Consider the following 22,585-nt stretch of genomic DNA (forward strand, 5'->3'; position numbering starts at 1 on the left):
GTTCACCGGCCGCCTCCGGTCCTTGCTCGATGTCGGTCGGTGGCGTCGAGGAGTGCGGCGGTGCGTGGTGGGAGGTCGATGGGCGGGCGGTCGTCCTCGGACCAGTCGATGAGCCGCTCGCGGCGCAACTGGTCGGAGGCGGAGTGCTCGCCCTCGGCGTCGAGCACCGCGGCGTGGTCGAGCACGGTGACGTCGCCGTCGGCCTCGGCGAGCAGCGCTTGGCCCAGCGCGAGGCGGGCCAGGGTGACGTCGCCCTCGGCGAGCGCGCGCGTGATGACGATGTGCGCGACGTCGGCGATGGCGTGCGGGGCGATCAGGTCGGGGCGGTCAGTGGAGTCGAGCCACGCCCAGGCGTTGCGGTGGCCGTGGCTGAACGGGCGGCCGGTGACGAGGTCGAGGGCGCAGATGAGGTCGTCGATGCCGTCGACGCCGCGCGCCTCGCCGCGGGCACGGAGCTTGCGGAACAGGTCCCAGTCGATCAGGAGGTCGTCGACCTGGTAGCGCGGCTCGCCCGCGAGACGTGCCGCCCGGGTGACGCGCGCGTCGGGGATGTAGGTGGTCCCGGTACGCGGATTGGAGCCGAGCCACGCACGGACCAGGCCCACGTTGGTGCGGCACTTCTCGTGCCCCCCGAACTGCTCGATGTCCTCGGAGGTCACCCCGTTCGGGTGCAGGGCGAGGAACCCGAGGAGGGCGGTGAAGTAGGGGCGGCGCTTGGAGACCGCGTCGTCGGAGCCCTTTCCGTGGGCGGTGATCGGGCCGAGCAGCATAAGGCGCGGACGGCTGCACCCGTCCCCCTGGAGCCAGTCGGCGAGGTCGGCGTCGAGGGTCGTTGTCGCCGCCTCGACGTTGTCCCGCGTCGTCGCCGGGACGACGGGCGCCAGTGACGCGAGGTCGGCGGGGGTGGCGACGGCGGCGTAGTCGGCGGCTGTGCCGGCGAGCAGCGACGTTGGGCCGGCGGCATCCGACACGGGCCGGACCTCCACGACCTCGACGCGGAGCGCTCCTGCGGCGTCGACGAGCGAGAGCGCCGGGTCGGGCGACTCGGCAGGCCGTGGGATCGGGACGCAGGCGGCATCCTCAGCCGCGGCAGCGAGGGCGGCGCTCGCAGCCGCCTCGTCGTCGGTCAGACCGGCGGCGGTGAGGTTCAGCCCGAGGGACGGGAGCGCGAGCCGACCGTCGCCGGTGACGGTCGCGGTCACCGCGTGGTCCGGTGCGGAGCCGACGACGACGATGGCGACACCGGGGCGGCGCGGGTGCGCGGCGACTGCCATGGAGAGCTGCTCGGCGACGGAGTCGGTGTCCTCCTCGGTAGTCGCGACAAGCACGTGCAGCGCGTCAGGTTCGTGCTCGACGACCGCAGGGTCCGTCGTGTCGAGGGCAGCGCGGAGGGTGCCCAGATCCGTCGCGTCGATGTGTGTCTGGACGCGCGTCGGCGTAAGTGAAGCGAGCGCGTCACCAAGGCCGAGCGTGTGGACGATCACGCGGCCCGCCCACGGGTTCATCGCGAGCTCGGCGACCATCGACCGGGCGAGCGCCGCGGCCTGTGGTTCGTCGCCCATGACCGCCAGTGTGCCGAGCCGCTCGAGGTCCGCAAGCCAGAGGTGATCGGTGCCATCGGCGCCGAGGGTGACGAGCATCGGGTACGGCGCCGGCGCGGCGGATGCTGACGGTCCGGCAGGTAGGTCGCGCGTCCACCGGCGACCTGCGCCCGTCCAGGGCGCGGGCAAGTCGTCGTCCTCGGCGAGGTGCAGGACGACTGCGGTCGCGGTGACCTCGACCGCATCGAGCGCGGGGCGTGTGCGACTGGCGCACAGGTCACGCAGGACCGTGTCGATCGCGGCCAGCCGATCTGCGGCGTCCTCGCCGACGACGGTGACGGTTCGATCGACGGCGCGCAGTGCCGGCGGGGGCGGTGCGAGCGTCTGCCCCGGTTCGCGTAGACGCGCCTGGGTGCGGCGTCGGGCGCGAACCGTGACCAGGAGCGCCGCCGCCAACAGCGAACCCGAGCCGGTGAGGCCGGGGAGCATCCAGGACGGACGGCGCTGCTCGTCGTCAGCGTCTGCGGTCGAGACGTGGCTCGTCGCCGCCCTCGCAGGGGGAGTGGGTGACGGCGTCGCCTCCGTGGTTGGTGGCGTGCCCTGTGGGGGTACGACGTCGTTCTCGGCCACAGGGTCCGGCCGCACGGGGCGCGCCAGCGCTGACTGTGGCGCCTCCGGCGTGTGATCGAAGGTGCCGTCGACGTGAGTCTCCGCCGATGTACCCCCACCCGGGATCGTCAGGACGTCGCCGGGGTGGATGAGGTCGGGATCGGTCAGGGTGTCCCCATCTGCCTGGACCGTGTTCTTCGACGCCTCGAGGATCTCGGGGTACCGCTTCGCGGAGCCGAGCTCGTCGGCCGCGATCTGCGAGAGCGTGTCGCCGGGCTTGACTATGTGCGTACCCCCTGATGTACCCCCAGGAGGCGCAGGGGGCGTGGGCAGCGCGAGCACCGTGCCGGGGAGCAGGAAGTCCGGGTCGGCGCCGAGCGCGGCTTCGTTGAGTGCGACGATCTCTGGGTATCTGAGCGGGTTGCCCAGGTGGTCCTTGGCGATCTGCCACAGGCTGTCGCCCCGCATGACCGTGTACGACGTCGTCCCCGGAACGTGGGGCGCCGGAGCGCGTGAAGGCAGCTCGTCCGCGCTGGGCATGCCGGAGGGGGACATGGTCCCCCCGCCGGTCACCGCGGGCCCGGTCGCAGTCGACGGTGGGTACACCGCTGCGACGGTGGGGGAGACGGCGCCCGTCAGTGGGGCGGACAGCAGCGAAGGAAGGTCGCCCGTGTGCGTCACGACAGGAGCCGGTGCGGCCAGCGCGTGCGCCGCCATCGGCGTGCCAGCGAACAGCAGACCGGCCACCGCGACAAGGTTGCGCACGGCGCCCTGCGGGGCGCGCAGCCCGCGCAGGTGTGGCGCGTCGATGCCGCGCGCGGCGGCCACGACCTCGACGGCGACGAGAACCGTGAGCACGACCCATGCGACCCAGGCGGCCGCGCCGATCATGGTGGGCACGAGGGTGCCGTCGTCGGGGGCGAGGAGCCGGCGCCATACGGGTGCGGTCACGACGTCGACCGGACCCGACCCGATGGCGACGAGCATGACGGGAACGCCGACGGTGAGGGCGAGCAGCGTCAGTGCCGCCCCGAGACCGCGCAGTCGAGTGGTCATTGGGCCTCGTCTCCGATCGTGCGGATCGCGCGGGCCGCGACCGTGCCGTTGACGGGGAGCGTGTCGAACCCGAGGACGCCGAGGTACGTCGTGCGGTACTGATCGGTCACGGTGACTGTCACGGTGTCTGCGCCGCTGACCTGGACGTCGCCGGAGACGCCGGCGTCGCGCAGGTGGGCGAGCGCTGCGGCGCGCGCCTCGCCGATCGCGAGGGTCACGTCGTCGCCGCGCATCGCCGCCGCGGAGATCTGCTGACCGCCGACGCGGGCGGCCTCGACCGCGACCGCGCGGGCGTTCTGCTCGGCGGAGACCTGCCCCCCAAGGTCGACGGCGAGGGCGAGGCAGACGATGAAGACGAAGGCGGCCAGGCACGCGAAAGCCGAGATCGACCCCCGTTCAGGGTCGTCGGCTCCGGCCCTCCCGCGGGGGTTCATCGTTGCCGCCACTGGTCGATCGGACTGGTGACCTCAGCCGTGATGGTGCGGTCGCCTGGCAGCGGCACCATCAGATCGGTCAGGTCCAGGCGACACGCGACCGTCACCGTGACCCAGGCCGGCGCGCCCACGGGAGCGGCGAACCCGCCGGCGTCGACCTCGGTGCTGGTCGACGTGCAGCGCAGGCCCTGGTTCGCGAGCGTCGCCGCCACGACGTCCTGGGCGCGCCGGGCGGCGGTGTCACCGGTTCGCTCCAGGGACGCGGCCCGGGCACCCTCGGCGGCGACCGACTGGAGGGACTGGTTCGCCACCGCGACACGTCCGGCGAAGATGAGCAGCACGATGAACGCGCCGAGCGCGGGCACGACGATGGCCGCCTCGATGGACCCCGACCCGCGTTCGAGGTCGCCGTCGGACCGCATGCGCCGGAGCCAGATCACGGGGCGACCAACCTCTCGACGGGCATCGACGCCGACTGCGTGATGGTCGGCGACCACCCGGGGATCACCGACAGGGCGTGCCCGGTGACGACAACGGTGGCGATCTCCGCGTCGCGAGTGCCGGTGATGGACGCGTCGGTGATCGCGTCGTCCCACCCGACTTCCTCGACGGCGGTTGCCGCCGAGGCGATCCCTGCGGCGAGGGTCGCCTCGTAGGCCGCGGCGACGCGGGCGCCCTCCTGCGCGGCGGCGCCGGCGATGGAGCGCGCGTAGTAGTACAGGACGGCCTGCACGCCGACGAACATGAGCGCGAACAGGACCGGCAGCAGGATGACCATCTCGATCGAGTGCGAGCCGCGGTCGTCCGACCAGTCCCACCGGCGCCTACCCGATGCCGGCGGCCTGGTCGTTGACATAGTTCGTGATCGCCAGGACGACGACGCCGACGATGATGATGATCGCCAGCGCCCACAGGACATGCTCGATGGTGTGCGACCCGCGCTCGGGGTCGTCGTCGGGCTTGACGAGCCAGGCCCGCAGCGTGGCGAGGCCGAGGAGGAACCGATACATGGGGGTGCTTCCTTCCGGGGGTTGCGACTTCAGGTGGGTAGGGCCATCCGCAGAACGGCCGGTGCGATGAGCAGGGCCATGAAGATCACGCCGAGCAGCGAGCTCGGGATCGCCATGCGCTCGCCGACGTTGTTCGCTTCGGTCAGGTCGTCGGACAGGATCGCCGAGCGCAGGGCGCTGGACCGGGCCCGCAGGTGGTCGTAGGCGGCAGCGCCCTCGGTCGCGGAGAGCCCGACGATGTCGGCGAGGTCCTTCAGATCGGGCAGGCCGAGCTCGTCCGCCATCTGCTCCAGCGCGTCCCACGGCTGCTGACCCGACCAGCGTGTGCGCCGCAGCACCTCGCCGAGGCGGCGGAACACCCAGGTGTCCGCGACGTCGGCGGCGGCCTCCATCGCGGGCCGCACGCCGGCGCCCGAACGGCGCTCGACGGCGACCAGGTCGAGGTAGAGCGCCAGCGCGCGCCGGAACTGCCCGCGCGCCCGCTTCGCATCGCGGGCGACCGCGGCGTTCGGCGCGAAGAACAGCAGTGCGGCGAGGCCGAGGGACGCGACGGCCGGGATGGCGATCGGCAGACGGAGGCCCATCGCCCCGTACAGGGCGGTCGCAGCGGGTACGGCCACCAGACCGAGACCCGCGACGATGAGCTTGTCCGCGTAGAAGCGCGTGACCGGGATCTGCAGGAGCGCGAGCTCGCGCACGGGGGTGCGCACCCAGATCCCCGGCGGCATGGTCCGCAGCGCCCACGCCCCGAACCGGTCCTTGCGGGTCAGGTCCGACGGCGCCGCCGACCTCGGACGCGTCGTCGGGGTGATGCGCTCGAAGGCGTCGTCGAGGGCGACGTGCTGTGCGGGGAACAGGCGCATGACGAGCGCGGCCAGCCCGCCGAACAGGAGCGCCCCGGCGGTCATCGCGACGAGCAGCCCGGCGCTCACCGGGCACCCCTGGCCGCCGCCCCCATCACCCGGGGGACCTCTTCGCCGTTCGACATCCTCTTGAGCCACACCAACGTCGCGACGTAGGCCGCCAGCAGGAGCGCGAGGACGATCTGGCCAAGGGGTGTCGAGAACGGCTGGACGTACTGCCCGGAGAACGTCAGCACCAGGAGCACCCCGGCGCTGATGAGCGTGACCCAGCGCGCGGTGGCGCGCGGCTTGGCCCGGTCGGCCTCGATCTGCCGGCGCGCCCGCACGTCGGCGGCGACGGAGTCGGCCAGCGACGCGAGGACGGTGGCAAGCCCGGCGCCGCGTCGTCGGGCGGCGAGGATGAGGTTCGCGGCGACCAGGTCGCCGGTCGCGTCGTCGAGGTCGTCGGCGAAGGCGCGCAGGGCCGTCTCGGTGGACCAGCGGGCGTTGAGGCGCGCCGTCAGCAGGCGGAGCTGGGGTTCGATGGCGGCGGGGGCCGAGCGGAGCGTCGAGACGAGCGCCTGCTCCAGGCCGACGCCGGCGACCAGGACCCCGGACAGCGAGCGGGTCCACTCCTCGAGCGCCTCGAGCCTCGCGATCCGCGCCTTGGCCGGGGCGGCGCTCAGCAGCGTCGGCAGCCCGAGCACGGCGATCGGTGCGATGACGACCGCGAGGACCCAGTGCGTGATCAGCCACACGACGACACCGCCGCCGAGACCCGCACCGACCAGCAACCCGGTGCGGCGAGAGATCCGCGTCAGGGGAGAGGTTCGGGCCGCGCCGGTTCGTACCCCCTCGGGCCGGGGAACGTACCCCCACACGACGAGGAAGAGTCCGAGGCAGATGAGCGCCCCGAACAGACCCGGGAGCACGGGGGCCGTGAGCTGCGGGATCATCGGACGTCCCCCTGCCCGGGGTGACCCCGCCGCCGGAAGGCGCCGAGGTCGAAGCCGTGGTCGGCGAGGTCGTCGAAGTCGTCGGGCAGTACGTTCGGGACGGCGACCTGCCGGTCGACGTCGAGCGCGAACACGTCCTGGAACGCGATCCCGAGCGGGCCCTCGCCGCGCTGCACGGCGACGATCTCGGAGACGCGCCGCCGTTTGGTGACTGTGCCGTCGGGCAGCGTGTGGCGGGCGAGGTCGAGGTGGACGATGAGGTCGATCGTCGCCGCGAGCTTCTTGGCCGCGTTCTCCTCGGTGACGTGCGGACCCGCCTCCATCGCACAGGTGATGAGCTTGTCGATGGCCAGGCGTGCGGTGCGCGAGTGCGTCGTGGACAGGGAGCCGTGGCCCGACTCCATCGCCTTGATCATCACCCAGATCTCCGGGCCGCGAACCTCACCGACGATCTGCCGGGACAGGCCGAACCGGAACGAGTCGAACAGCTCCTCATTCAGCGTGAACTCACCCGCCTGACGGCCGTCGGGCAGCAGCTCGCCCGTGCCCGGGCGGGCCTCCCAGGGGCGCACGAGGAGGTGCCGCTGCGGGAACTCGTGCAGGTGCAGCTCGTACTCGGTCTCGAAGGTGCCGATGATCTCGAAGAAGTCGATCTCCGCGCACAGCGCCCGCATCAACGTGGTCTTGCCGGCGCCCTGCGCGCCGGTGACGATGATCGACTTGTGCGCCTTGACGGCCGCGGCGAGGAAGGACGCGGCGAGCGGCGTCATGAGATCGCGGGCCACGAGGTCGGGGAGCTTCGCCGTGACCAGCCGGTGGCGCCGGATCGTGACCTCGGGCCGCAGCGTCACCCAAGCCGTTGCCGCGAGACGGGAGCCGTCGTCGAGCCGCATGTGCAGGCGCGGCTGCGCGGGGGAGAACGTGCGGGCGTTGACCTGCGACCGCGAGGCGAGGAACACCAGGAAGTCGATGAGCTCCTCGTCCGAGTCGGCGACCGGCGGCGCCAGCACGACCGAACCGTCGGTCCGTTCCAGGATGACCTTGTCGTGCCCGGAGATGTGGACGCTCTCGACGGCGTCGTCGTCGACCAGCGGCTGCAGACGCCCGAGCCGGAACAGGGCGTCGAACACGGCGTGCTGGAGGGCGCGCTGCTCGCCCGGCGACCAGCCAGGCTTGCCTGCCCGCACCCGATCGGCCATCTCCGCCTCGATGAGCCCGACGATGATCGACCGGCCGAGCTCCTCCTGGACCGGTGGGTCGAGCCGGTCCTGCATCCCGGAGACCTGCTCCGAGAGCTGCTCGGACGCGGTGGCGCGCAGGCGGGCCACCAGAGCCCAGTCGATGGCAGGGCCGGCGCCGTACTCGATGCGCGGCACGTCTGTCGTGGTCATGGTGCGGCTCCTTCGACGACGTCGGCGGTCAGTTGCTCGCGGTGGCGCGTTATGGCTGCACAGATCCGGTCGGCCCCCGCGCGCAGGGAGCGCACGTACGGGCCCTGGTCGAACTTGCGTGGCGGCGTGAGGCCGTCCGAGTAGACGGCGGCGGCTGCGACGTCGAACGCGACGGCCGCGACGACGGGCAGGCCGAGCGAGCGGCCGGCATCCTTCGCGCCGTAGGGCCGGCCTTCACCCACGAGGAGCAGACCCGCCTGACGCCACGCCGTCGTCGGCGCGCCGAGCTCACCGGCCCGGGACCGTGCCCCGGACAGCGACGGCAGCGACGACCGCGTGACGAGAAGGGTCAGGTCGGCCCAGGCGAGCAGCGGCTCGGGGGAGCCGGCCTGGCCGAGCTGTCCGGCGTCGACGATGACGTCGTGGCCCTGCGCGTCGAGGTCGCCGAGCGCCTCGGCCAACGGCTGCCAGAGCGATCGCAGCCCGCTGGCCTGCGCGTGGTTCTGCACCCCGAGCACGAACGATGCCGACGAGTCCGGGAACGGGTGCACTACGTCCCGGAGCGCGTCGCCGGTCGCAAGGGGCGAGATCGCCAGCTCGACTAGCCCGCCGTCGTACTCGCGGGCACCGCGGAAGAACCCGGCCAGCAGCCAGTTCCCGCCCGACGGGTCAGCCTCCACGAACACCACCGGGCGCGGCCACACCATCGCGAGCCCCAACGCCGTCGTCGACACCCCGGGTGCGCCCTTCGCCGAGCACAGAGCGATGACCGTCATCTCAGCGCTCCCTCGACTCCAGGACGAGCGCCACGTTCCCCGTGGCGATCCGGGAGGCGAGCACCCCGGCGTCCGTGCTGGGCGCCTCGAGCGAGACGATCGTGGCCCCGGTGCTCTCGGTGACCCCGATCATGGCGACGACGGCGCTCGTGCTGGCCGGGTTGCCCACCGTCTCGGCGCCCGCCTGGGGTGTGTCGACGACCTTGACGGCGTCACCGACCTTGAGGCTCAAGCCCGTCGCCTGCGCGGGCGTGAGCTCGAACGGGACCAGCGACTTGCCCGCGGCGGGCTGGATGTCAGACGCCGACGACGTCGGGGTGAGCAGCGAGCCCGCACTGAGATCCACCGCGGCCCGCTTCCCGACGACGTTGGCGCGCGAGGACGCGGGGACGGGCTTGAGGAGCGGGTCGGCGTTGAGGGTCGCAACCCCGAGATCGGCCGCCTCGATCACCGCACCGCGTGGGACGTCGGCGACGAGCACCAGAACCTGGTCGACGTTCGTGAGCGTGTTCCACAGCCACCCGGCGCCCAAACCCCCGGCCAACGCGACGAGAGCGCCAGCGGCGATCGCGATCGGACGTCGTACGAGCTTCGGCGGGGTCCCCGCGCGGGGATCCTCGACGGGTGTGGTGCTCGGACGTGTCGTTGTGCTGGTCATCTCTGCTACCCCTCGTTGGGTGTGCTCGTCTACGGCTGCACGAGCACCTGCACTTCGCCGATCGCCACCTGGACTGAGTTGGAGAGCCCGTCCAAGCGGATGGTCCCGGTCTGGCCTGCGCCCTCCCAGGAGATGACCCAGTCCGACGTCGCCGACACGGTGAACCGGTCCTCCGGCTGGCCCGCGCTGCTCGTCGAATAGGTGTGCCCGCAGTCCGGCGACGGCTGCTTGCCGAACCGGTCCTCATACGGGGTGCCGAGGCCGTCGCAGACGACGGTGGCGCCGTCGCCCATATCCCAGGTGATCCGCTCCATCCGCGCGGTCGCGGTGATCGTGATCCCGCCCGCCGACGCGGACGCAGTGTTCGGCCCGGTCGTCGACACGCCCGGGTTCGCAGCCCACATCCACACCGGGAGGCCCACGATCCCGACCTTCCCCGGGCCGGGCTCGGGGACCATGCCAATCTCGATGGCGTGAAGGTCCATCGAGTCGACGGCCATCTGCGCGACCTCGCGCGGGCTGGGGCCCTCGGCTGCGACGTCGGGCGGGTTCTCCAGCCAAATCGCCGTCGAACCGCCGTGTGGGGGCGGGATCACGCAGGAGTAGACGGCTCCCGGTCTGTCGCGCGGAAATCGGGGATCGGGGGCCGGCTGCGGATCGAGCTTCTTCATGAAGCAGCCGTACGCGTTGCTCCACTGGCCGTCGGAACTGGAGCACACGATCGGCTCTACGCCCCCGCTGGAGTTCCAGATTGACAGGTCATTGACGCATCGCGTCCCCGCCCCCGAATCCTTCGCGCCGTCGTCGGTGGAGACGGGCTGGAGGGTGGGGGCCGGGGGCGAGACATACACCAGACAGTGACCGGTCTGCCGGTCCCACTTCTCGCACTGTGCGTCTGCCGCGTTCGCGATCGGCGTAGCAATGAGAGCGATCGCCGCAGCGGTCGCTGTAGCGGTGAGGATGACCCTCAGGATGCGGGCTCGCATGGTTCTTGCTCGCGCTGATCCAGAGCGATCGAGACACGCCAAGCGTTCTCGGGGTCCGTATCCCAGGAGTGGTTGCTGACGGTGAAGCGAACCCAAGCGCGGTCGGGTCGATCAGCGAGCACGACGGAGGTGCCCGCCGGATCGACAACATCGACAGCGGTGACGTCGTAGCAGGCGTCGACCATGACCGTGGGGACGCGCCCAGTTGCCGGGTCGGAGTTGTCGAGGTTCACGGATTGCGCGGCCACCTCGAGGACCTTGGTCCGGCCCTTCTGAATCCATCCGGCGTTGCGCCAGTCCTGGAAGCTTCGGCGCTGAACGTCGAGCTCCTGGGAGATGGCTACGTCTTCGAGCCGCATGAGGTCAGCGGTCGGGTCGAGACCGAGCTCATCAGTGACCGCGTAGTACTTGCGTACGAGATCCTCTGCCTGTGCGACCGCCATCTCTTCGTCGGTCGTAGGAGTAGGAGCGGGCGCCAGACTCGTCGGCCCGCCTGTTGCGCTGGGCGCCTCCGCTGTCGCTGTCGGCGGCGTCGGAGTCGGACTCGGTTCCATCGGGGTGCAGGCGGGGATGACGGCAAGAGCTGTGACAGTTGCCGCCAGGAGTCCCGCTCGACATCCACGTTTCATGGCGTCTCCCGACCGACGCACCCCTCGTCGGGGCACGGAGAAGGGTCTGGCGTCAACGTGCGACGCGAGGCCCTTCGAGACCATTTCACCCACGGTGTTCCCCTTTGTGCACGCCGGAGCGTTGGTGTGCGATTCGACGGACAGGTGTACGGGCGTCGCCGGGAGCGCCAGTACGGGCCCCCGACTGGCGTCCCAAGGAGGCACGCCATGACCGTGAGGCAGGGGTAAGAACACCAGAACGCGGGAGGAGTCGACACTCCGACACGGCGCTGGTCAGCAAAGGGAGCGCCCGGTTGGTCGTACTCGTCAGTTCGACGACGAGGAGTGCGGTGCCGGGTCAGTGAACGTCGGCGACGGTCGCTTGGAGAGCGCCGTGAGACAGAGAAGTCCTGGCTGAGGGCCGCGGTGGTCAGGCCCGGTCGAGGGCCACGATCTCTGCCTGCCGGTACTTCGGGAGCTTCGCGAGGATGAAGTCGTAGGACTCGTTTGCCATCTCGAGGAGGTGGGCGGGAGGCACGTCGCCGTCGAGCGGCATCGTGTTCGCGTACTGGGCCTCGGCGGGTGGGCAGTGGTAGCCGCGCGCGACGACGCCGGGATACATGTCCCGGTAGACCAGTGCGGCCTCGGCGTCGCAGCGCAGGGTGACGACGTCGACTCCCTTGAGCGTGAACACCTCGGCGAAGATCCGACCCTTGTCCATCGTTGGGGTCTTGAGCCGGACGGCGGAGTGCTCGGGGCCAAACGGGTGGTCGAGGTAGGCCCCCGGCATGGCAAGGCAGTAGTCGAGCATCTCGTCGGGCGTCATGCCCACAACGCTATCGAGGTCGGCCCGCGCCGGTGGCGAGATGGGCTGTGGCACGCAGCCGGCGAGATGAGGTGGCAGGGACCAGTGCGTCGAGGATGCCGGATCCATCGTCCACGTGACGACCAGCGACGCGAGGCGAGGATGACGAGCGGCGAGCACGACGAGAGACACGAGGACGTCAGGGGGTACGAGGGCAACGAGGAGGAGCGCGAGGCTCACGCAGGGGACGACCGAGCCGAGACGGACGACCCCATGAGCACAGGAAGTGATCGCCGCACACATCTGCCACGCGAGGCTGCTCCAGTGGCTACGCCCGCCCACCTGGGTCACGGAGGTGGTGTGGCCGTGACGGTCTCGCTGCGGGTGATGAGTGCGGGGAAGGGGTACCAGTACCTCCTGCGCTCGGTGGCCGCCGGCGACGGGAACCGCACCCTCGACATCCCGCTCACGCGCTACTACACCGAGGCCGGCACGCCGCCCGGACAGTGGCTCGGGAAAGGCGCAGCCGCGTTCGGCGAAGGCGAGATCGCACCCGGTGACGTGGTGACCGAGGAGCAGCTTGCGCGGCTGCTCGGCGCGGGCTGCGACCCCGTGACGGGGACTCCGCTCGGCCACCCGTTCGCGGCCTACCCCACGGTCGAGGAGCGGATCGCCGCGAAGGTGGCACGGCTCGACACGGCGCTCAGCCCTGAGGAGCGTGCGGACGCCGTGGCGCACATCGAGGCCGCGGAGATCGCGCGAGGGCCGCGGACCGCGGTCGCCGGGTTCGACCTCACCTTCTCGGTGCCGAAGTCCGTGTCCGTTCTGTGGGGAGTCGCCGACGCCGACACGCAGGCGATGGTCGTCGAGGCGCACCACGCCGCCGTCGCCGAGGTGATGGACCTCTTCGAGCGCGACGTCGCCCGTACCCGGATGGGGCGACAAGGCGTCGCGGTCGTCGACGTCGTCGGGATCGCGGCCACCGCCTACGACCACTGGGACTCACGCTCCGGAGACCCGCAGCTCCACACCCACGTCGTCGTCTCGCACAAGGTCAAAACCGTCGCCGACGGCGAGTGGCGCACCCTGTACTCGCGGCAGATCCACGAGGCCGTCGTCGCGCTCTCCGAGCACTACAACGCCGTCCTCGCCGACCGGCTCACCGGGACGTTCGGGGTCGGGTGGGAGCACCGCGACCGGGGCGACGGGCGCTCGCGGGCGTTCGAGATCGCCGGCGTCCCCGACGGGCTCATCGACGAGTTCTCGTCGCGCACCCGCCATATCGACGCCGCGGCGCAGCAACTCGTAGACGAGTACGTCGCCCGCCACGGGAAACGACCGTCCGGAGCGACGTACTCGAAGCTGCGCGCGCAGGCGACGCTGGCCACACGACCGCCGAAGGAGCTGCACTCGCTCGCCGACCTGACGACGGGGTGGCGCGCCCGCGCGGCACGGCTGCTTGGGCGGGACACGATCGCATGGGCGCACGGCCTGACGCACACGGCGGGGGAGCGGGTGTGGCGGGCAGGCGACATCCCCGAGTCGTCGGTCGAGCAGGTGGCCGCGAGCGTGCTGGTCGACGTGGCGGCACGACGGTCGACGTGGCGGCACTGGAACCTGTGGGCCGAGGCGTCGCGGCAGACGATGGGCTGGCGGTTCGCGTCGGCGGAGGACCGGGAGGCCGTCGTCGGGCGGATCGTGGACCAGGCCGAGCACGCGTCCGTTGCGCTGACCTCGGCGGAGGCCGCGCCGACGCCGACCGCGATGCGCCGGGCCGACGGTGTGAGCTTCTTCCGTCCGCCGCACGCGACGGTGTTCTCCTCGCGCGAGACCCTCGACGCCGAGGACCGCCTCCTCACGCTGGCCACCGACCGGACGGCGCCGCACGCGAGCGTCCGCGCCGTCGAGGCTGCGGTGATGAAGCGGTACGACGGCGTCGCGCTCAGCGCGGAGCAGCAAGCGGTGCTCGAAGCCGTCGCGTCGTCGGGGCGCCGCGTCGACCTCCTCGTCGGCCCCGCCGGAACCGGGAAGACGACGGCCATGCGGGCGCTGCACCGCACCTGGACCGCCCAGCACGGCAAGGGCTCCGTCGTCGGGCTCGCGCCGTCGGCCGCCGCCGCGCAGGTCCTCGCTGAGGACCTCGGCATCGCGACCGAGAACACCGCCAAGTGGCTCCACGAACGCGCCCGCGGACGCGCCACCTTCCAGCGCGGCCAGCTCGCCATCGTCGATGAAGCCACCCTCGCCGACACGCCCACCCTGCTTGCCATCGCCAACCACGCACAGGTCGCCGGCGCCAAGGTGCTGCTCGTCGGCGACTGGGCCCAGCTCCAGTCCGTCGACGCCGGCGGCGCCTTCGCACTCCTCGCCGACGCCCGCGACGACGTCGCCGAACTCAGCGAGATCCACCGCTTCACCAACGCCTGGGAGAAGCCCGCATCCCTCGCCCTGCGCACCGGCGACACGACCGCCATCGACGCCTACGAGTCCCACGCACGCCTGCACGGCGGCACCACCGAGGAGATGCTCGACGCCGCCTACGCCGCCTGGCGAGCCGACCTCGCCGACGGCAAGGCCACCCTCCTCGTCACCGACTCCACCGCCACCGTCCAAGCCCTCAACGCCCGCGCCCGCGCCGAACGCATCATCGACGGCGACACCTCCACCGGACGCAGCGTCGCGCTCGCGGACGGACTCTCCGCCTCGGTGGGCGACCACGTGATCACCCGCCGCAACGCCCGCCGCCTGACGACGCTGCGTGGCGGGTGGGTCCGCAACGGCGACCGGTGGAAGGTCATCGACGTGCGGCGCAACGGGTCGGTGCTCGTCGGGTCGGTGGACCAGGCGGGCACGCAGCGCAGGGGAGCGACCGTCGTGCTGCCGCCGTCGTACGTCGCCGAGCACGTCGAGCTCGGGTACGCCGTGACCGCCCACCGTGCCCAGGGGGTGACCGTCGACACGGCACACGTCGTCGTCGCGGGCGGGACGACGCGGGAGAACCTCTACGTGTCGATGACGAGGGGGCGGGAGTCGAACATCGCGTACGTCGCACTCGACAAACCCGACGAGACGCACGCGACACCGCAGCCCGAGGACATCACCGCACGGTCAGTGCTGCACGGCGTGCTCAACCACTCCGGCATCGAGCTGTCCGCGCACCAGACGATCGACGCCGAGGCCAAGCGGTGGGGGTCGATCGCACAGTTGGCGGCCGAGTACGAGACGATCGCCGCGCTCACGCAGCGGCCCCGGTGGGAGCGGATCATCCGGTCGTCCGGGCTGCGGCCCGAGGAGGCCGAGGCGGCGATCGCGTCGCCCGCGATGGACGCGCTTGCCACGTCGCTGCGGCGGGCCGAGGCGCGCGGGCTGCACGCGGACGAACTGGTGCCGATGGTCGTGGCCGAGCGGACCGTCGTGGACGCCGACGACGTCGCCGCCGTCATCCGGCACCGTGTCGAGCGGGTGACGGCCCGGTACCGGGGGAAGGTCCGGGGCCGACTCGTCGTCGGGCTCATCCCGGCAGCCGTCGGCGTCGACGACGACGAGGTACGCGAGGCGCTCGACCGGCGTCGTGACCTGATGGAGGCCCGGGCCCTCGCCCTTGCGGAGGAGGCGGTCGCGCGTCGGTTGCCGTGGACGCGAACGCTGGGGTCGGCACCCCTTGGCGTCGTCGACCGGAAGCGGTGGATCACGGCACTCGGCGTTGTGGCCGCGTACCGCGACCGCTACGACGTCACGACCTCGGCACCCCTAGGTTCCGTACCTGGGACGGACCTTCAGGCAACCGACCGCGGCGCGGCAGAGGTGGCGGTGCGGCATGCGCAGGCGGTGAGCGATCGACGCGGCGGCCCGGCTGCACCCGTCCGCAATACTCCGACGCTCGTCGTGAGGTAGTCGGGTGCCAACCGGAAGGCATGGGCTTGGACTGATGCACTCGCCGCCCGGCAACTATCTCGGGGGCGACCACTCGCGCGACGGTCGGCCTCGCCTTCGCACCTTCCGAACGAAGTGTGGCCGGACCGTCGGCCGCCGGACTCGATGAGGTGGCGTCGTGATCGCGCTGGTGATGATCGTGTCGTTGTTCCTGGTGACCACGATGTTCACCTGGGTGCGCACCGCGTTGCTCGTCATCGGGCCGACGAACTGGCTCGACGCGTACCTGCATACGCGGCGTGGCATGAAGTGGGGCCTCGTCGTCTGCCTGCCGCTTGCTGCGGCCTGCGTGTTAGGTGCCCGCCTCATCGAGGCGAACAACATCCCTGGCGACTACGCCGTCTGGCAGATGCTCCTGTGGGCGCTGCTGTGGTTCGACGCGATGAAGCTCGTCCGCATGGGGATCGTCTCGGTCGTCCTCCTCGTCCGCGCCCGCTTCCGCGAGTGGGCCGCAATCCGGCGAGCCCGTCGGGAGGGGGAGTCGTGGTCCGGCGTCGTCGGCGCACCTGGTGACAGGTAGACCCGGCATCGGCGCACCGTCGCGGTCTCGACTTCGGCACCGGGATGCGATGACCTTGAGGTTCTCGCCGCCCACATCGGAACGACGCTCTCCGAGTCCCTCACCAGCATCCTGCGGGACGAGTCCGAGAAGCTGAGCGTTCAGGTCGACGGGTTCTTGGGTACATACCCTGAGGCGCGCGTCTCGATCGGCGGGCGTTCGTCTGCCCCAAGTTTCGACGCGACACGGGTCTTCGCGTCGGTTCTGGCAGGCAGCGCCGTGTACGGAGCGCTCGCGCTGTGGGCGGCTGGCCTTGGCAACCTCGGCGGATACATCATCGCCGCCAAGGTCGGCTCGTGGCTCGTGGCTCGCGGCAATCGGGATCGGCGTTGGAGGGGTAGCTCCGGCCGTGTCGTTTGTTGCCGCACTCGGCGGGCCAGTGGCCTTTTTTATCGGGTTGGCGATTCTCGCTGCGCTCAGCATCTTCTCCTTCTTCGGTATCGGTGGCGGTTGGGAGAAGAAGGTCGCCAAGAAGCTCGTCGAGGCGTACGAGAAGGAGCACGTGCTTCGCCGCTACAAGGACCAAATCCGGTCCTACTGGGACGACACGGCAGCGGCCTTTGCGGCGACGTCTGACGCGCTCGAGCAGGAGTGGCAGGGCTTCCTAGCCGCGCAGAAGCAGATGGTCCAGGACGCCACCAAGGAGGACCTGGAGGCGCTGCTGGATGCTGGTGACCGCCTCAAGAGCTTTCTCAACGACATCCCGATGCCCGAGGCTGGATCCAGCACGGAGCGTGGCTAACTAAGAGATCGCGCGGATAGGGCGTCCGGCGTGGCGTAGCGGTGCAGGCACCAGGTGCCCGGTTCGATGTGGATTGTCGAGGTCCATTTCTGAACAGGGAGTACCTGGTGCCTGCGGTGCCATCGTCGTTCATCGAGCCGTTGTGGGTCCAGTTCAAGGCGCTGATCCCGCCCATCGTGGACCTCCACCCGCTGGGCTGTCACCGCCCGCGCGTGTCCGACCGGGTCGTATTCGACAAGCTCGTCGCGAAGCTCGTGTTCGGCGGGTCATACGTCAAGCACGCCGACGCCACCGTCTCGGCGACCACGATCCGCTCCCGTCGCGACGAGTGGATCGCGGCCGGGGTCTTCGCCGCCCTGGAGCAGATCGTCCTCGACACCTACGACCAAATCGTGGGCCTCGACCTCGCCGATGTCACCGTCGACGGGCAGATCACCAAGGGACCCTGCGGCGGCCAGGTAGCCGGGAAATCCCCGGTAGACCGCGGAAAACTCGGCATCAAGTGGTCCCGCCTGACCGACGCGGCCGGTATCCCGCTGGGGTGCGTGATCGCCGGCGCCAACCGGCACGACTCCCCACTGCTACGCCCAACACTGGAGAAGCTCGCCCGGTTCGGGTTCAACCTGCCAGATCAGATGCGCCTGCACCTGGACGCCGGCTACGACTCGAACGTCACCCGCGACCTGCTCGACGAACTCGGGTTCGACGGCCACATCCAGCCCAAAGGCGTCGTCGTGCCGATCGACCACACCCGCCGCTGGGTCGTAGAACGCACCAACTCCTGGAACACCCGTGGCTTCAACATCGTGCTCGCCTGCACCGAACGCCGCACGATCGTCATCGAGGCATTCCTCGCCCTGATCACCGCGATCATCGTCATCCGCCGCCTGGTCCGCACCGCCTGGACAACCCACCGCTGGGACACCCGACCCCCACGACGCCCGACCCCCACGACGCCCGACCCCCACGACGCCCCTGATCAGCCCACCTATCCGCGCGATCTCTTAGAGATCGCGCGGATAGGTGTGCTGGGGGATCGACGAGCGGCAGCGGGTCATAAGACGCCTGGCGCGAAGCGTTCGCACAGGAGGTGACATCTGGGTGACGTGGTCGAGCTCCAGGGCCTCAGGCTCCACCGCCCGCAGCCTCGCCCATGTGATCGATCACTGTCCAAAGTGTTGGTTTCCGTTGCCCGGGCAAGGAGCCGAGACCAGGCTCGCTCATGCAAGCCAAGTTCCGGCATGAGGGGTGCAGATGTTCGATAGGGCTCAAGTGGGAAGACAGAGAAGACGAGTCGGTGCTATCGCAGGGGTCGCAACAATCGCGGTCGCCCTCTCCGGGATTTCGGCCCACGCAGCGCAAAACGGGGCCACTACCCTCGCCGCGGCTTCGGCCGAGAGCGAGGCTGCCCCGGGATCTGACACTCTCGACGTGCCCGGCTCGCGGGACGCATACGACGCGGTCACCGACATCGCCCGAGCTCCGGCGGCGGCGAGCGCTGTCGACGACCTCATTGCGGACTCCGTTCCGCTCGTCGACGGCGTCGCCACCTCACCCGATGCGGTGACGTCATTGCCCTCGGCCGCAGATCTGGACATCGAGACACTGTCGTCCGCCACGGGCGACGTGGTCGAGTTCGCCGTCGAGGGATTGAGCGCTCCCAACCGGTCCGGTGACGCTGTCGTGGCGAGCACCGGCGAGGGATCGTCGATCGTGGCCAGCGCCACCGAGACAGGCGTCCAGGTTGTCCAGGTCGCCGAGACGCCACAGGCCGCCACGCTCACGCTCGCGACATCGACTCCCGAGGGGGCGACCTGGGTCCCTCAAGACGACGGAAGTCTGCTGCTCAGGCCCGCAGACCAGGCCGCCGACCCCCTCATGGCCGTCGACGCGCCCTGGGCGGTTGACGCCGAGGGACGCGCGCTGCCCACGGCGTACACCGTTGACGCCGACGGGACCATCACGCAGCATGTCGACACCACCGGTGCCGTCTTCCCGGTGGTCTCCGACCCGTCCGCATGGTGGTGGACGAAGCACATCACCGTGTGCGTGGCGCAGGTCGCGTCGATCGTGGTTCCCGGCAAGGCTGTCGCTATCGCGGCGAAGCTCGCGAGTCTAGCCGCCAAGAGTGAGAAGGCCCGCAAGGCCAAGGCGGCGATCGACAGCCTCGGCGGCTTCACGGAGGCCATGAAGAAGGTCGCGACCTACATCAAGACGAAAGGCTCCGGGCTGTCGAAGACCAACAAGGAGCGTGTCCAGAACCTGCTGAGCCAAGGATCCGCCATCATCGTCGACGTTCTCGGCTTGGGGGGCTGCTGGGAGATATACAAGGAGGTCGGATAGCAGATGGCTCTTCGATCACGACGGCGCCTCCCATGCTAGTGCTCTGCGCCGCTCTCTCGTCGGCTCTCGCCGGGTTCTTCACCCATTCAGCATTCGCGGATCGCGGCCGGATTCCGCTCGGCGTGTGGAGGGCGTTGCGGGTGGTCGCCTTTCTCGGGATGGGAGTCCTGGGGATCGAGGCGACTGCGCTGTTCGGGGAGCCCGGCTCCCAGGCGTTCGGACCGGCGGGGTTGCGCATGGCGGCCGTTCTCTGGCTCCCACACTTCGTCATATCCTTCACGATGGGGCCCCTGAGTCGCACACCGGACACGTCCTCCACCGAGGATGAGCCCTGATCCGTAGGTTGTTGGGAGGGCCGGGTGTGGCTGAGCCTTGATTGCCCTGTGATGGCTCCGAAGGATTGGCCGTTCGGCGTGGCGTAGCAGTGCGGGCACCAGGTGCCCGGTTCGATGTGGATTGTCGAGATCTACACCTGAACAGGGAGTGCCTGGTGCCTGCGGTGCCATCGTCGTTCATCGAGCCGTTGTGGGTCCAGTTCGAGGCGCTGATCCCGCCCGTTGTGGACACCCACCCGCTGGGCTGCCACCGCCCGCGCGTGCCGGACCGGGTCGTGTTCGACAAGATCGTCGCGAAGCTCGTACTCGGCGGCTCCTACGTCAAGCACGCCGATGCCACCGTCTCGGCGACCACGATCCGCGCCCGCCGCGACGAGTGGATCGCCGCCGGTGTCTTCGTTCGCCTGGAACAGACCACGCTCGAGGCCTACGACCAGATCGTGGGCCTCGACCTGGCGGATGTCACCGTCGACGGGCAGATCACCAAGGCGCCCTGCGGCGGGCAAGCGGCCGGACGATCCCCGGTAGACCGCGGAAAGCTGGGCATCAAGTGGTCCCGCCTGACCGACGGGGCGGGCATCCCGCTCGGCTGCGTGATCGACGGCGCCAACCGGCACGACTCCCCGCTGCTGCGCCCCACCCTCGAACGACTGGCCCGGTTCGGGTTCGACCTGCCCGACCAGATGCGCCTGCACCTGGACGCGGGCTACGACTCCGGCGTGACCCGGGACCTGCTCGACGATCTCGGCTTCGACGGCCACATCCAACCCAAGGGCGTCATCGTGCCGATCAACCACACCCGCCGCTGGGTCGTCGAACGCACCAACTCCTGGAACTCCCGCGGCTTCAACATCGTCACGATCTGCACCGAGCGCTCCACCACCGTCATCGAGGCCTTCCTCGCCCTGATCAGCGCGATCATCATCACCCGACGCCTGATCCGCACCGCCTGGACCACCCACCGCTGGGACACCCGACCCCGACGACGCCCCTGACCAGGGACACCTATCCGCGCAATCTCTTAGTCCTTCGTCTCGCCGCCGCACTGGCCGTGACCGTCGACGGGAACCGGGACATCCTGGGGCTGTGGGCCGGGGAGGGACTGTCCGATAAACGGCTCTGGCGCACTTTCGGTGTGTGGCCTGTGGTGTGTGAAGTCTCAGGACATCGTGGACGGTTCTGTCTCATGACATCGTGCACATTCGGTCTCAGGACATCGTGGGCACTTGGCCTGCGTGTTCGTCTCGGGCATGGACTTCAACCACGTGCCCGCAGACGTTCGGTGGGCGATCGCGAACTGGCCCGGCGACGCCGAGCGGGGAGCCGTGTCGCGCTTCTGCGAGCGGCACGAGATCAGCCGGTCGGTGTTCTACAAGATCCGGCGGTTGGCCCTTGAGGTAGGGGCGGTCGGGGCGACAGAGCCGGGCTCACGGCGACCGCACGCGAGCCCGTCCCGCACCGACGAGCGCGTTGTCGAGCACGCGATCGCGGTGCGCGCGTGGCTCGTCGAGCAGGGCCTGGACGCCGGCCCGCTGTCGATGCGGGCGCGGATGCCGCCGGCAGGGCCTGAACCCGCCGTCACGCGCCACGCTGGCTCGCGCGTTCGCTGCCGCAGGAGTCTCCAGGCCGGAGCCGCGTAAGCGGCCGAGGGCGGCGAACCGCAGGTTCGTCTACCCGGCCCCGAACTGCTGCTGGCAGATCGACGCGTTCACCTGGTCCCTGGCGGACGGCACCACGGTCGCGGTCCACCAGGTCATCGACGACCACTCCCGCCTCGCCACAGCCACGCTTGTCGCCGAGGGCGAGACTTCGAAGGCCGCCGTGCAAGTCGTCGCGGCCGCAATCCGACGGTGGGGCGTCCCGCAACGCCTGCTCTCGGACAACGGGCTCGCGTTCAACCCCACCCGGCGCGGGTTCACCGGCAAGCTCGTCGACTACCTCCTCGATCTCGGGGTCAAGCCGATCACCGGGAAGCCGGACCGGCCCACGACCCAGGGCAAGAACGAGCGGTTCCACCAGACCCTGCAGAAGTGGCTCAACGCGCGACCGCCTGCCAGGACGATCGCCGACCTGCAAGCGTCAGTTGACGAGTTCGACCAGTACTACAACCACGAGCGCGTCCACCAAGCGCTCGACGGGAAGACTCCGGCTGAGGCGTGGGCCGCCACCGCCCCAGCACCGGAACCGACGCCCGAGCCGCGCATGCCACAGATCCCGCCGTCCCTGCGAACCCCCACACCAGTCACCCCGGCCCCGCCCGCGACCGGCGCGACCACCGCCATGGCCGCGGACGAGGCTGCGGCCCCGCCGACCTCGAGGCGGACCAGGACGCCGCTCGCACTGCACGCGGCGACGGGCAACGTGACGTTGAAGGTCAAGCCGAACGGACAGGTCAAGGTCCTCAGCTGCTTGTTCTACGTCGCGACCAGCAGGGCCGGACAGCCAGTCCACGCCATCTGGGACGAGAACAAGGTGGAGATCTTCACCCACGACGGCGAGCATCTCGTCAGCTACCCGCGCCCCGAGACCACCGGCATGTACTACGGACCGCGCACCGCCCGCCAGGGCACCCCGATGAAGACGACCAGCCAGAACCCCTCAGCCGGCGTCACCGGAACCGCGCTGCGCACCGTCACGAAAGGCGGCTACGTCGGCGTCCTCGGCAGCAAGTTCTACGCCGGCTACAAGCGCGCGGGTCAGCACGTCACGATCACCTGGGACGCCACGACCGTCGCCATCACCGACACGGCAGGCACGCCGATCGCGAGCTACGACAAGCCGACCCGGCCGCGCGGCTGGCACGGCCCGACGGAGAGTCGAATGTCCACGAAGTCTTGAGACATGCCCGTGTCCACGATGTCCTGAGACACATCTGTGCACGATCTCCTGAGACATCACATGTGGCCTGTGGTGTGTGATGTCTGTGAGTCTTCGGGTGGCTGGTCTGGGGCTGGCTGCTGAGGATGGCGTCGGTCGTCTGGCTTGGGCGTGACTCTTGTGA

Annotated in this window: 20 protein-coding genes and 1 pseudogene; 8 read left to right on the forward strand and 13 right to left on the reverse strand. The window is 70.4% G+C overall.

The window, feature by feature from the left end:
- Nucleotides 1-2: 2 nt before the first annotated feature.
- The 13 genes from EV386_RS04675 to EV386_RS04735 all read right to left on the reverse strand — a co-directional run bounded on the left by EV386_RS04675 (nucleotide 3) and on the right by EV386_RS04735 (nucleotide 11,693).
- Entirely contained in the window at nucleotides 3-3,206 is a 3,204-nt protein-coding gene (locus tag EV386_RS04675) for a LysM peptidoglycan-binding domain-containing protein (RefSeq protein WP_130412772.1), read from the reverse strand.
- Nucleotides 3,203-3,640, reverse strand: coding sequence for a pilus assembly protein (locus EV386_RS04680; RefSeq protein WP_242607828.1), 438 nt, complete (start codon nucleotides 3,638-3,640; stop codon nucleotides 3,203-3,205). The genes EV386_RS04675 and EV386_RS04680 overlap by 4 nt, the downstream gene beginning before the upstream one ends.
- Complete coding sequence (locus tag EV386_RS04685) at nucleotides 3,637-4,080, reverse strand: TadE/TadG family type IV pilus assembly protein (RefSeq protein ID WP_242607829.1); 444 nt, start codon at nucleotides 4,078-4,080, stop codon at nucleotides 3,637-3,639. The genes EV386_RS04680 and EV386_RS04685 overlap by 4 nt, the downstream gene beginning before the upstream one ends.
- Entirely contained in the window at nucleotides 4,077-4,496 is a 420-nt protein-coding gene (locus EV386_RS04690; RefSeq protein ID WP_130412774.1) for a TadE family protein, read from the reverse strand. The genes EV386_RS04685 and EV386_RS04690 overlap by 4 nt, the downstream gene beginning before the upstream one ends.
- Nucleotides 4,465-4,650: a hypothetical protein gene (locus EV386_RS04695; RefSeq protein WP_130412776.1), complete on the reverse strand. Its 186-nt coding sequence runs from the start codon at nucleotides 4,648-4,650 to the stop codon at nucleotides 4,465-4,467. Before EV386_RS04695 ends, EV386_RS04690 begins: the two co-directional genes overlap by 32 nt.
- A gap of 29 nt (nucleotides 4,651-4,679) precedes the next feature.
- Nucleotides 4,680-5,582: a hypothetical protein gene (locus tag EV386_RS04700; RefSeq protein ID WP_130412778.1), complete on the reverse strand. Its 903-nt coding sequence runs from the start codon at nucleotides 5,580-5,582 to the stop codon at nucleotides 4,680-4,682.
- On the reverse strand, nucleotides 5,579-6,448 hold the full coding sequence (locus EV386_RS04705; RefSeq protein ID WP_130412780.1) for a type II secretion system F family protein: 870 nt from the start codon (nucleotides 6,446-6,448) through the stop codon (nucleotides 5,579-5,581). Before EV386_RS04705 ends, EV386_RS04700 begins: the two co-directional genes overlap by 4 nt.
- Nucleotides 6,445-7,779, reverse strand: a complete 1,335-nt coding sequence (locus EV386_RS04710) for a TadA family conjugal transfer-associated ATPase (protein WP_423218995.1) — start codon at nucleotides 7,777-7,779, stop codon at nucleotides 6,445-6,447. The genes EV386_RS04705 and EV386_RS04710 overlap by 4 nt, the downstream gene beginning before the upstream one ends.
- A 56-nt stretch (nucleotides 7,780-7,835) precedes the next feature.
- Nucleotides 7,836-8,615 carry a P-loop NTPase family protein gene (locus EV386_RS04715; RefSeq protein WP_130412784.1) on the reverse strand — a complete coding sequence of 260 codons (780 nt, stop codon included), beginning with the start codon at nucleotides 8,613-8,615 and terminating at the stop codon, nucleotides 7,836-7,838.
- A 1-nt stretch (nucleotide 8,616) separates the two neighbouring features.
- Entirely contained in the window at nucleotides 8,617-9,273 is a 657-nt protein-coding gene (locus tag EV386_RS04720) for an SAF domain-containing protein (protein ID WP_130412786.1), read from the reverse strand.
- A gap of 29 nt (nucleotides 9,274-9,302) precedes the next feature.
- On the reverse strand, nucleotides 9,303-10,259 hold the full coding sequence (locus EV386_RS04725; RefSeq protein ID WP_130412788.1) for a hypothetical protein: 957 nt from the start codon (nucleotides 10,257-10,259) through the stop codon (nucleotides 9,303-9,305).
- Nucleotides 10,241-10,702 (reverse strand): hypothetical protein, encoded by a 462-nt coding sequence (locus EV386_RS04730; protein ID WP_130412790.1) that lies wholly within the window; start codon nucleotides 10,700-10,702, stop codon nucleotides 10,241-10,243. The genes EV386_RS04725 and EV386_RS04730 overlap by 19 nt, the downstream gene beginning before the upstream one ends.
- Nucleotides 10,703-11,297: 595 nt before the next feature.
- A complete protein-coding gene (locus tag EV386_RS04735) occupies nucleotides 11,298-11,693 on the reverse strand; it encodes an MmcQ/YjbR family DNA-binding protein (RefSeq protein WP_242607830.1) in 396 nt (131 codons plus the stop codon).
- Nucleotides 11,694-12,059: 366 nt separating this feature from the next.
- On the opposite strand from EV386_RS04735, the gene mobF reads away from it, so the two are divergent.
- The 8 genes and pseudogenes from mobF (at nucleotide 12,060) to EV386_RS04770 (ending at nucleotide 22,422) form a co-directional block, all read left to right on the forward strand.
- Nucleotides 12,060-15,566: a MobF family relaxase gene (gene mobF / locus EV386_RS04740; protein WP_423218996.1), complete on the forward strand. Its 3,507-nt coding sequence runs from the start codon at nucleotides 12,060-12,062 to the stop codon at nucleotides 15,564-15,566.
- 157 nt (nucleotides 15,567-15,723) lie between these two features.
- A complete protein-coding gene (locus EV386_RS04745) occupies nucleotides 15,724-16,125 on the forward strand; it encodes a sulfate permease (RefSeq protein WP_242607832.1) in 402 nt (133 codons plus the stop codon).
- A gap of 436 nt (nucleotides 16,126-16,561) precedes the next feature.
- Nucleotides 16,562-16,906 (forward strand): hypothetical protein, encoded by a 345-nt coding sequence (locus EV386_RS04750; protein WP_130412792.1) that lies wholly within the window; start codon nucleotides 16,562-16,564, stop codon nucleotides 16,904-16,906.
- Between the two features lie 107 nt (nucleotides 16,907-17,013).
- Nucleotides 17,014-17,850 (forward strand): annotated as a pseudogene (locus EV386_RS04755) (IS5 family transposase); the annotation flags it as partial.
- A gap of 487 nt (nucleotides 17,851-18,337) precedes the next feature.
- The gene (locus tag EV386_RS04760) at nucleotides 18,338-19,249 is read left to right on the forward strand and encodes a hypothetical protein (protein ID WP_165399841.1); all 912 of its coding nucleotides are present in this window, start codon (nucleotides 18,338-18,340) and stop codon (nucleotides 19,247-19,249) included.
- Between the two features lie 490 nt (nucleotides 19,250-19,739).
- A complete protein-coding gene (locus EV386_RS04765; RefSeq protein WP_130412796.1) occupies nucleotides 19,740-20,579 on the forward strand; it encodes an IS5 family transposase in 840 nt (279 codons plus the stop codon).
- Between the two features lie 231 nt (nucleotides 20,580-20,810).
- A complete protein-coding gene (locus EV386_RS18655) occupies nucleotides 20,811-21,224 on the forward strand; it encodes a hypothetical protein (protein ID WP_242608121.1) in 414 nt (137 codons plus the stop codon).
- Complete coding sequence (locus tag EV386_RS04770) at nucleotides 21,175-22,422, forward strand: integrase core domain-containing protein (RefSeq protein ID WP_278025470.1); 1,248 nt, start codon at nucleotides 21,175-21,177, stop codon at nucleotides 22,420-22,422. Before EV386_RS18655 ends, EV386_RS04770 begins: the two co-directional genes overlap by 50 nt.
- Nucleotides 22,423-22,585 lie beyond the last annotated feature (163 nt).

The sequence above is a fragment of the Xylanimonas ulmi genome (assembly GCF_004216535.1).
Lineage (GTDB): Bacteria > Actinomycetota > Actinomycetes > Actinomycetales > Cellulomonadaceae > Xylanimonas > Xylanimonas ulmi.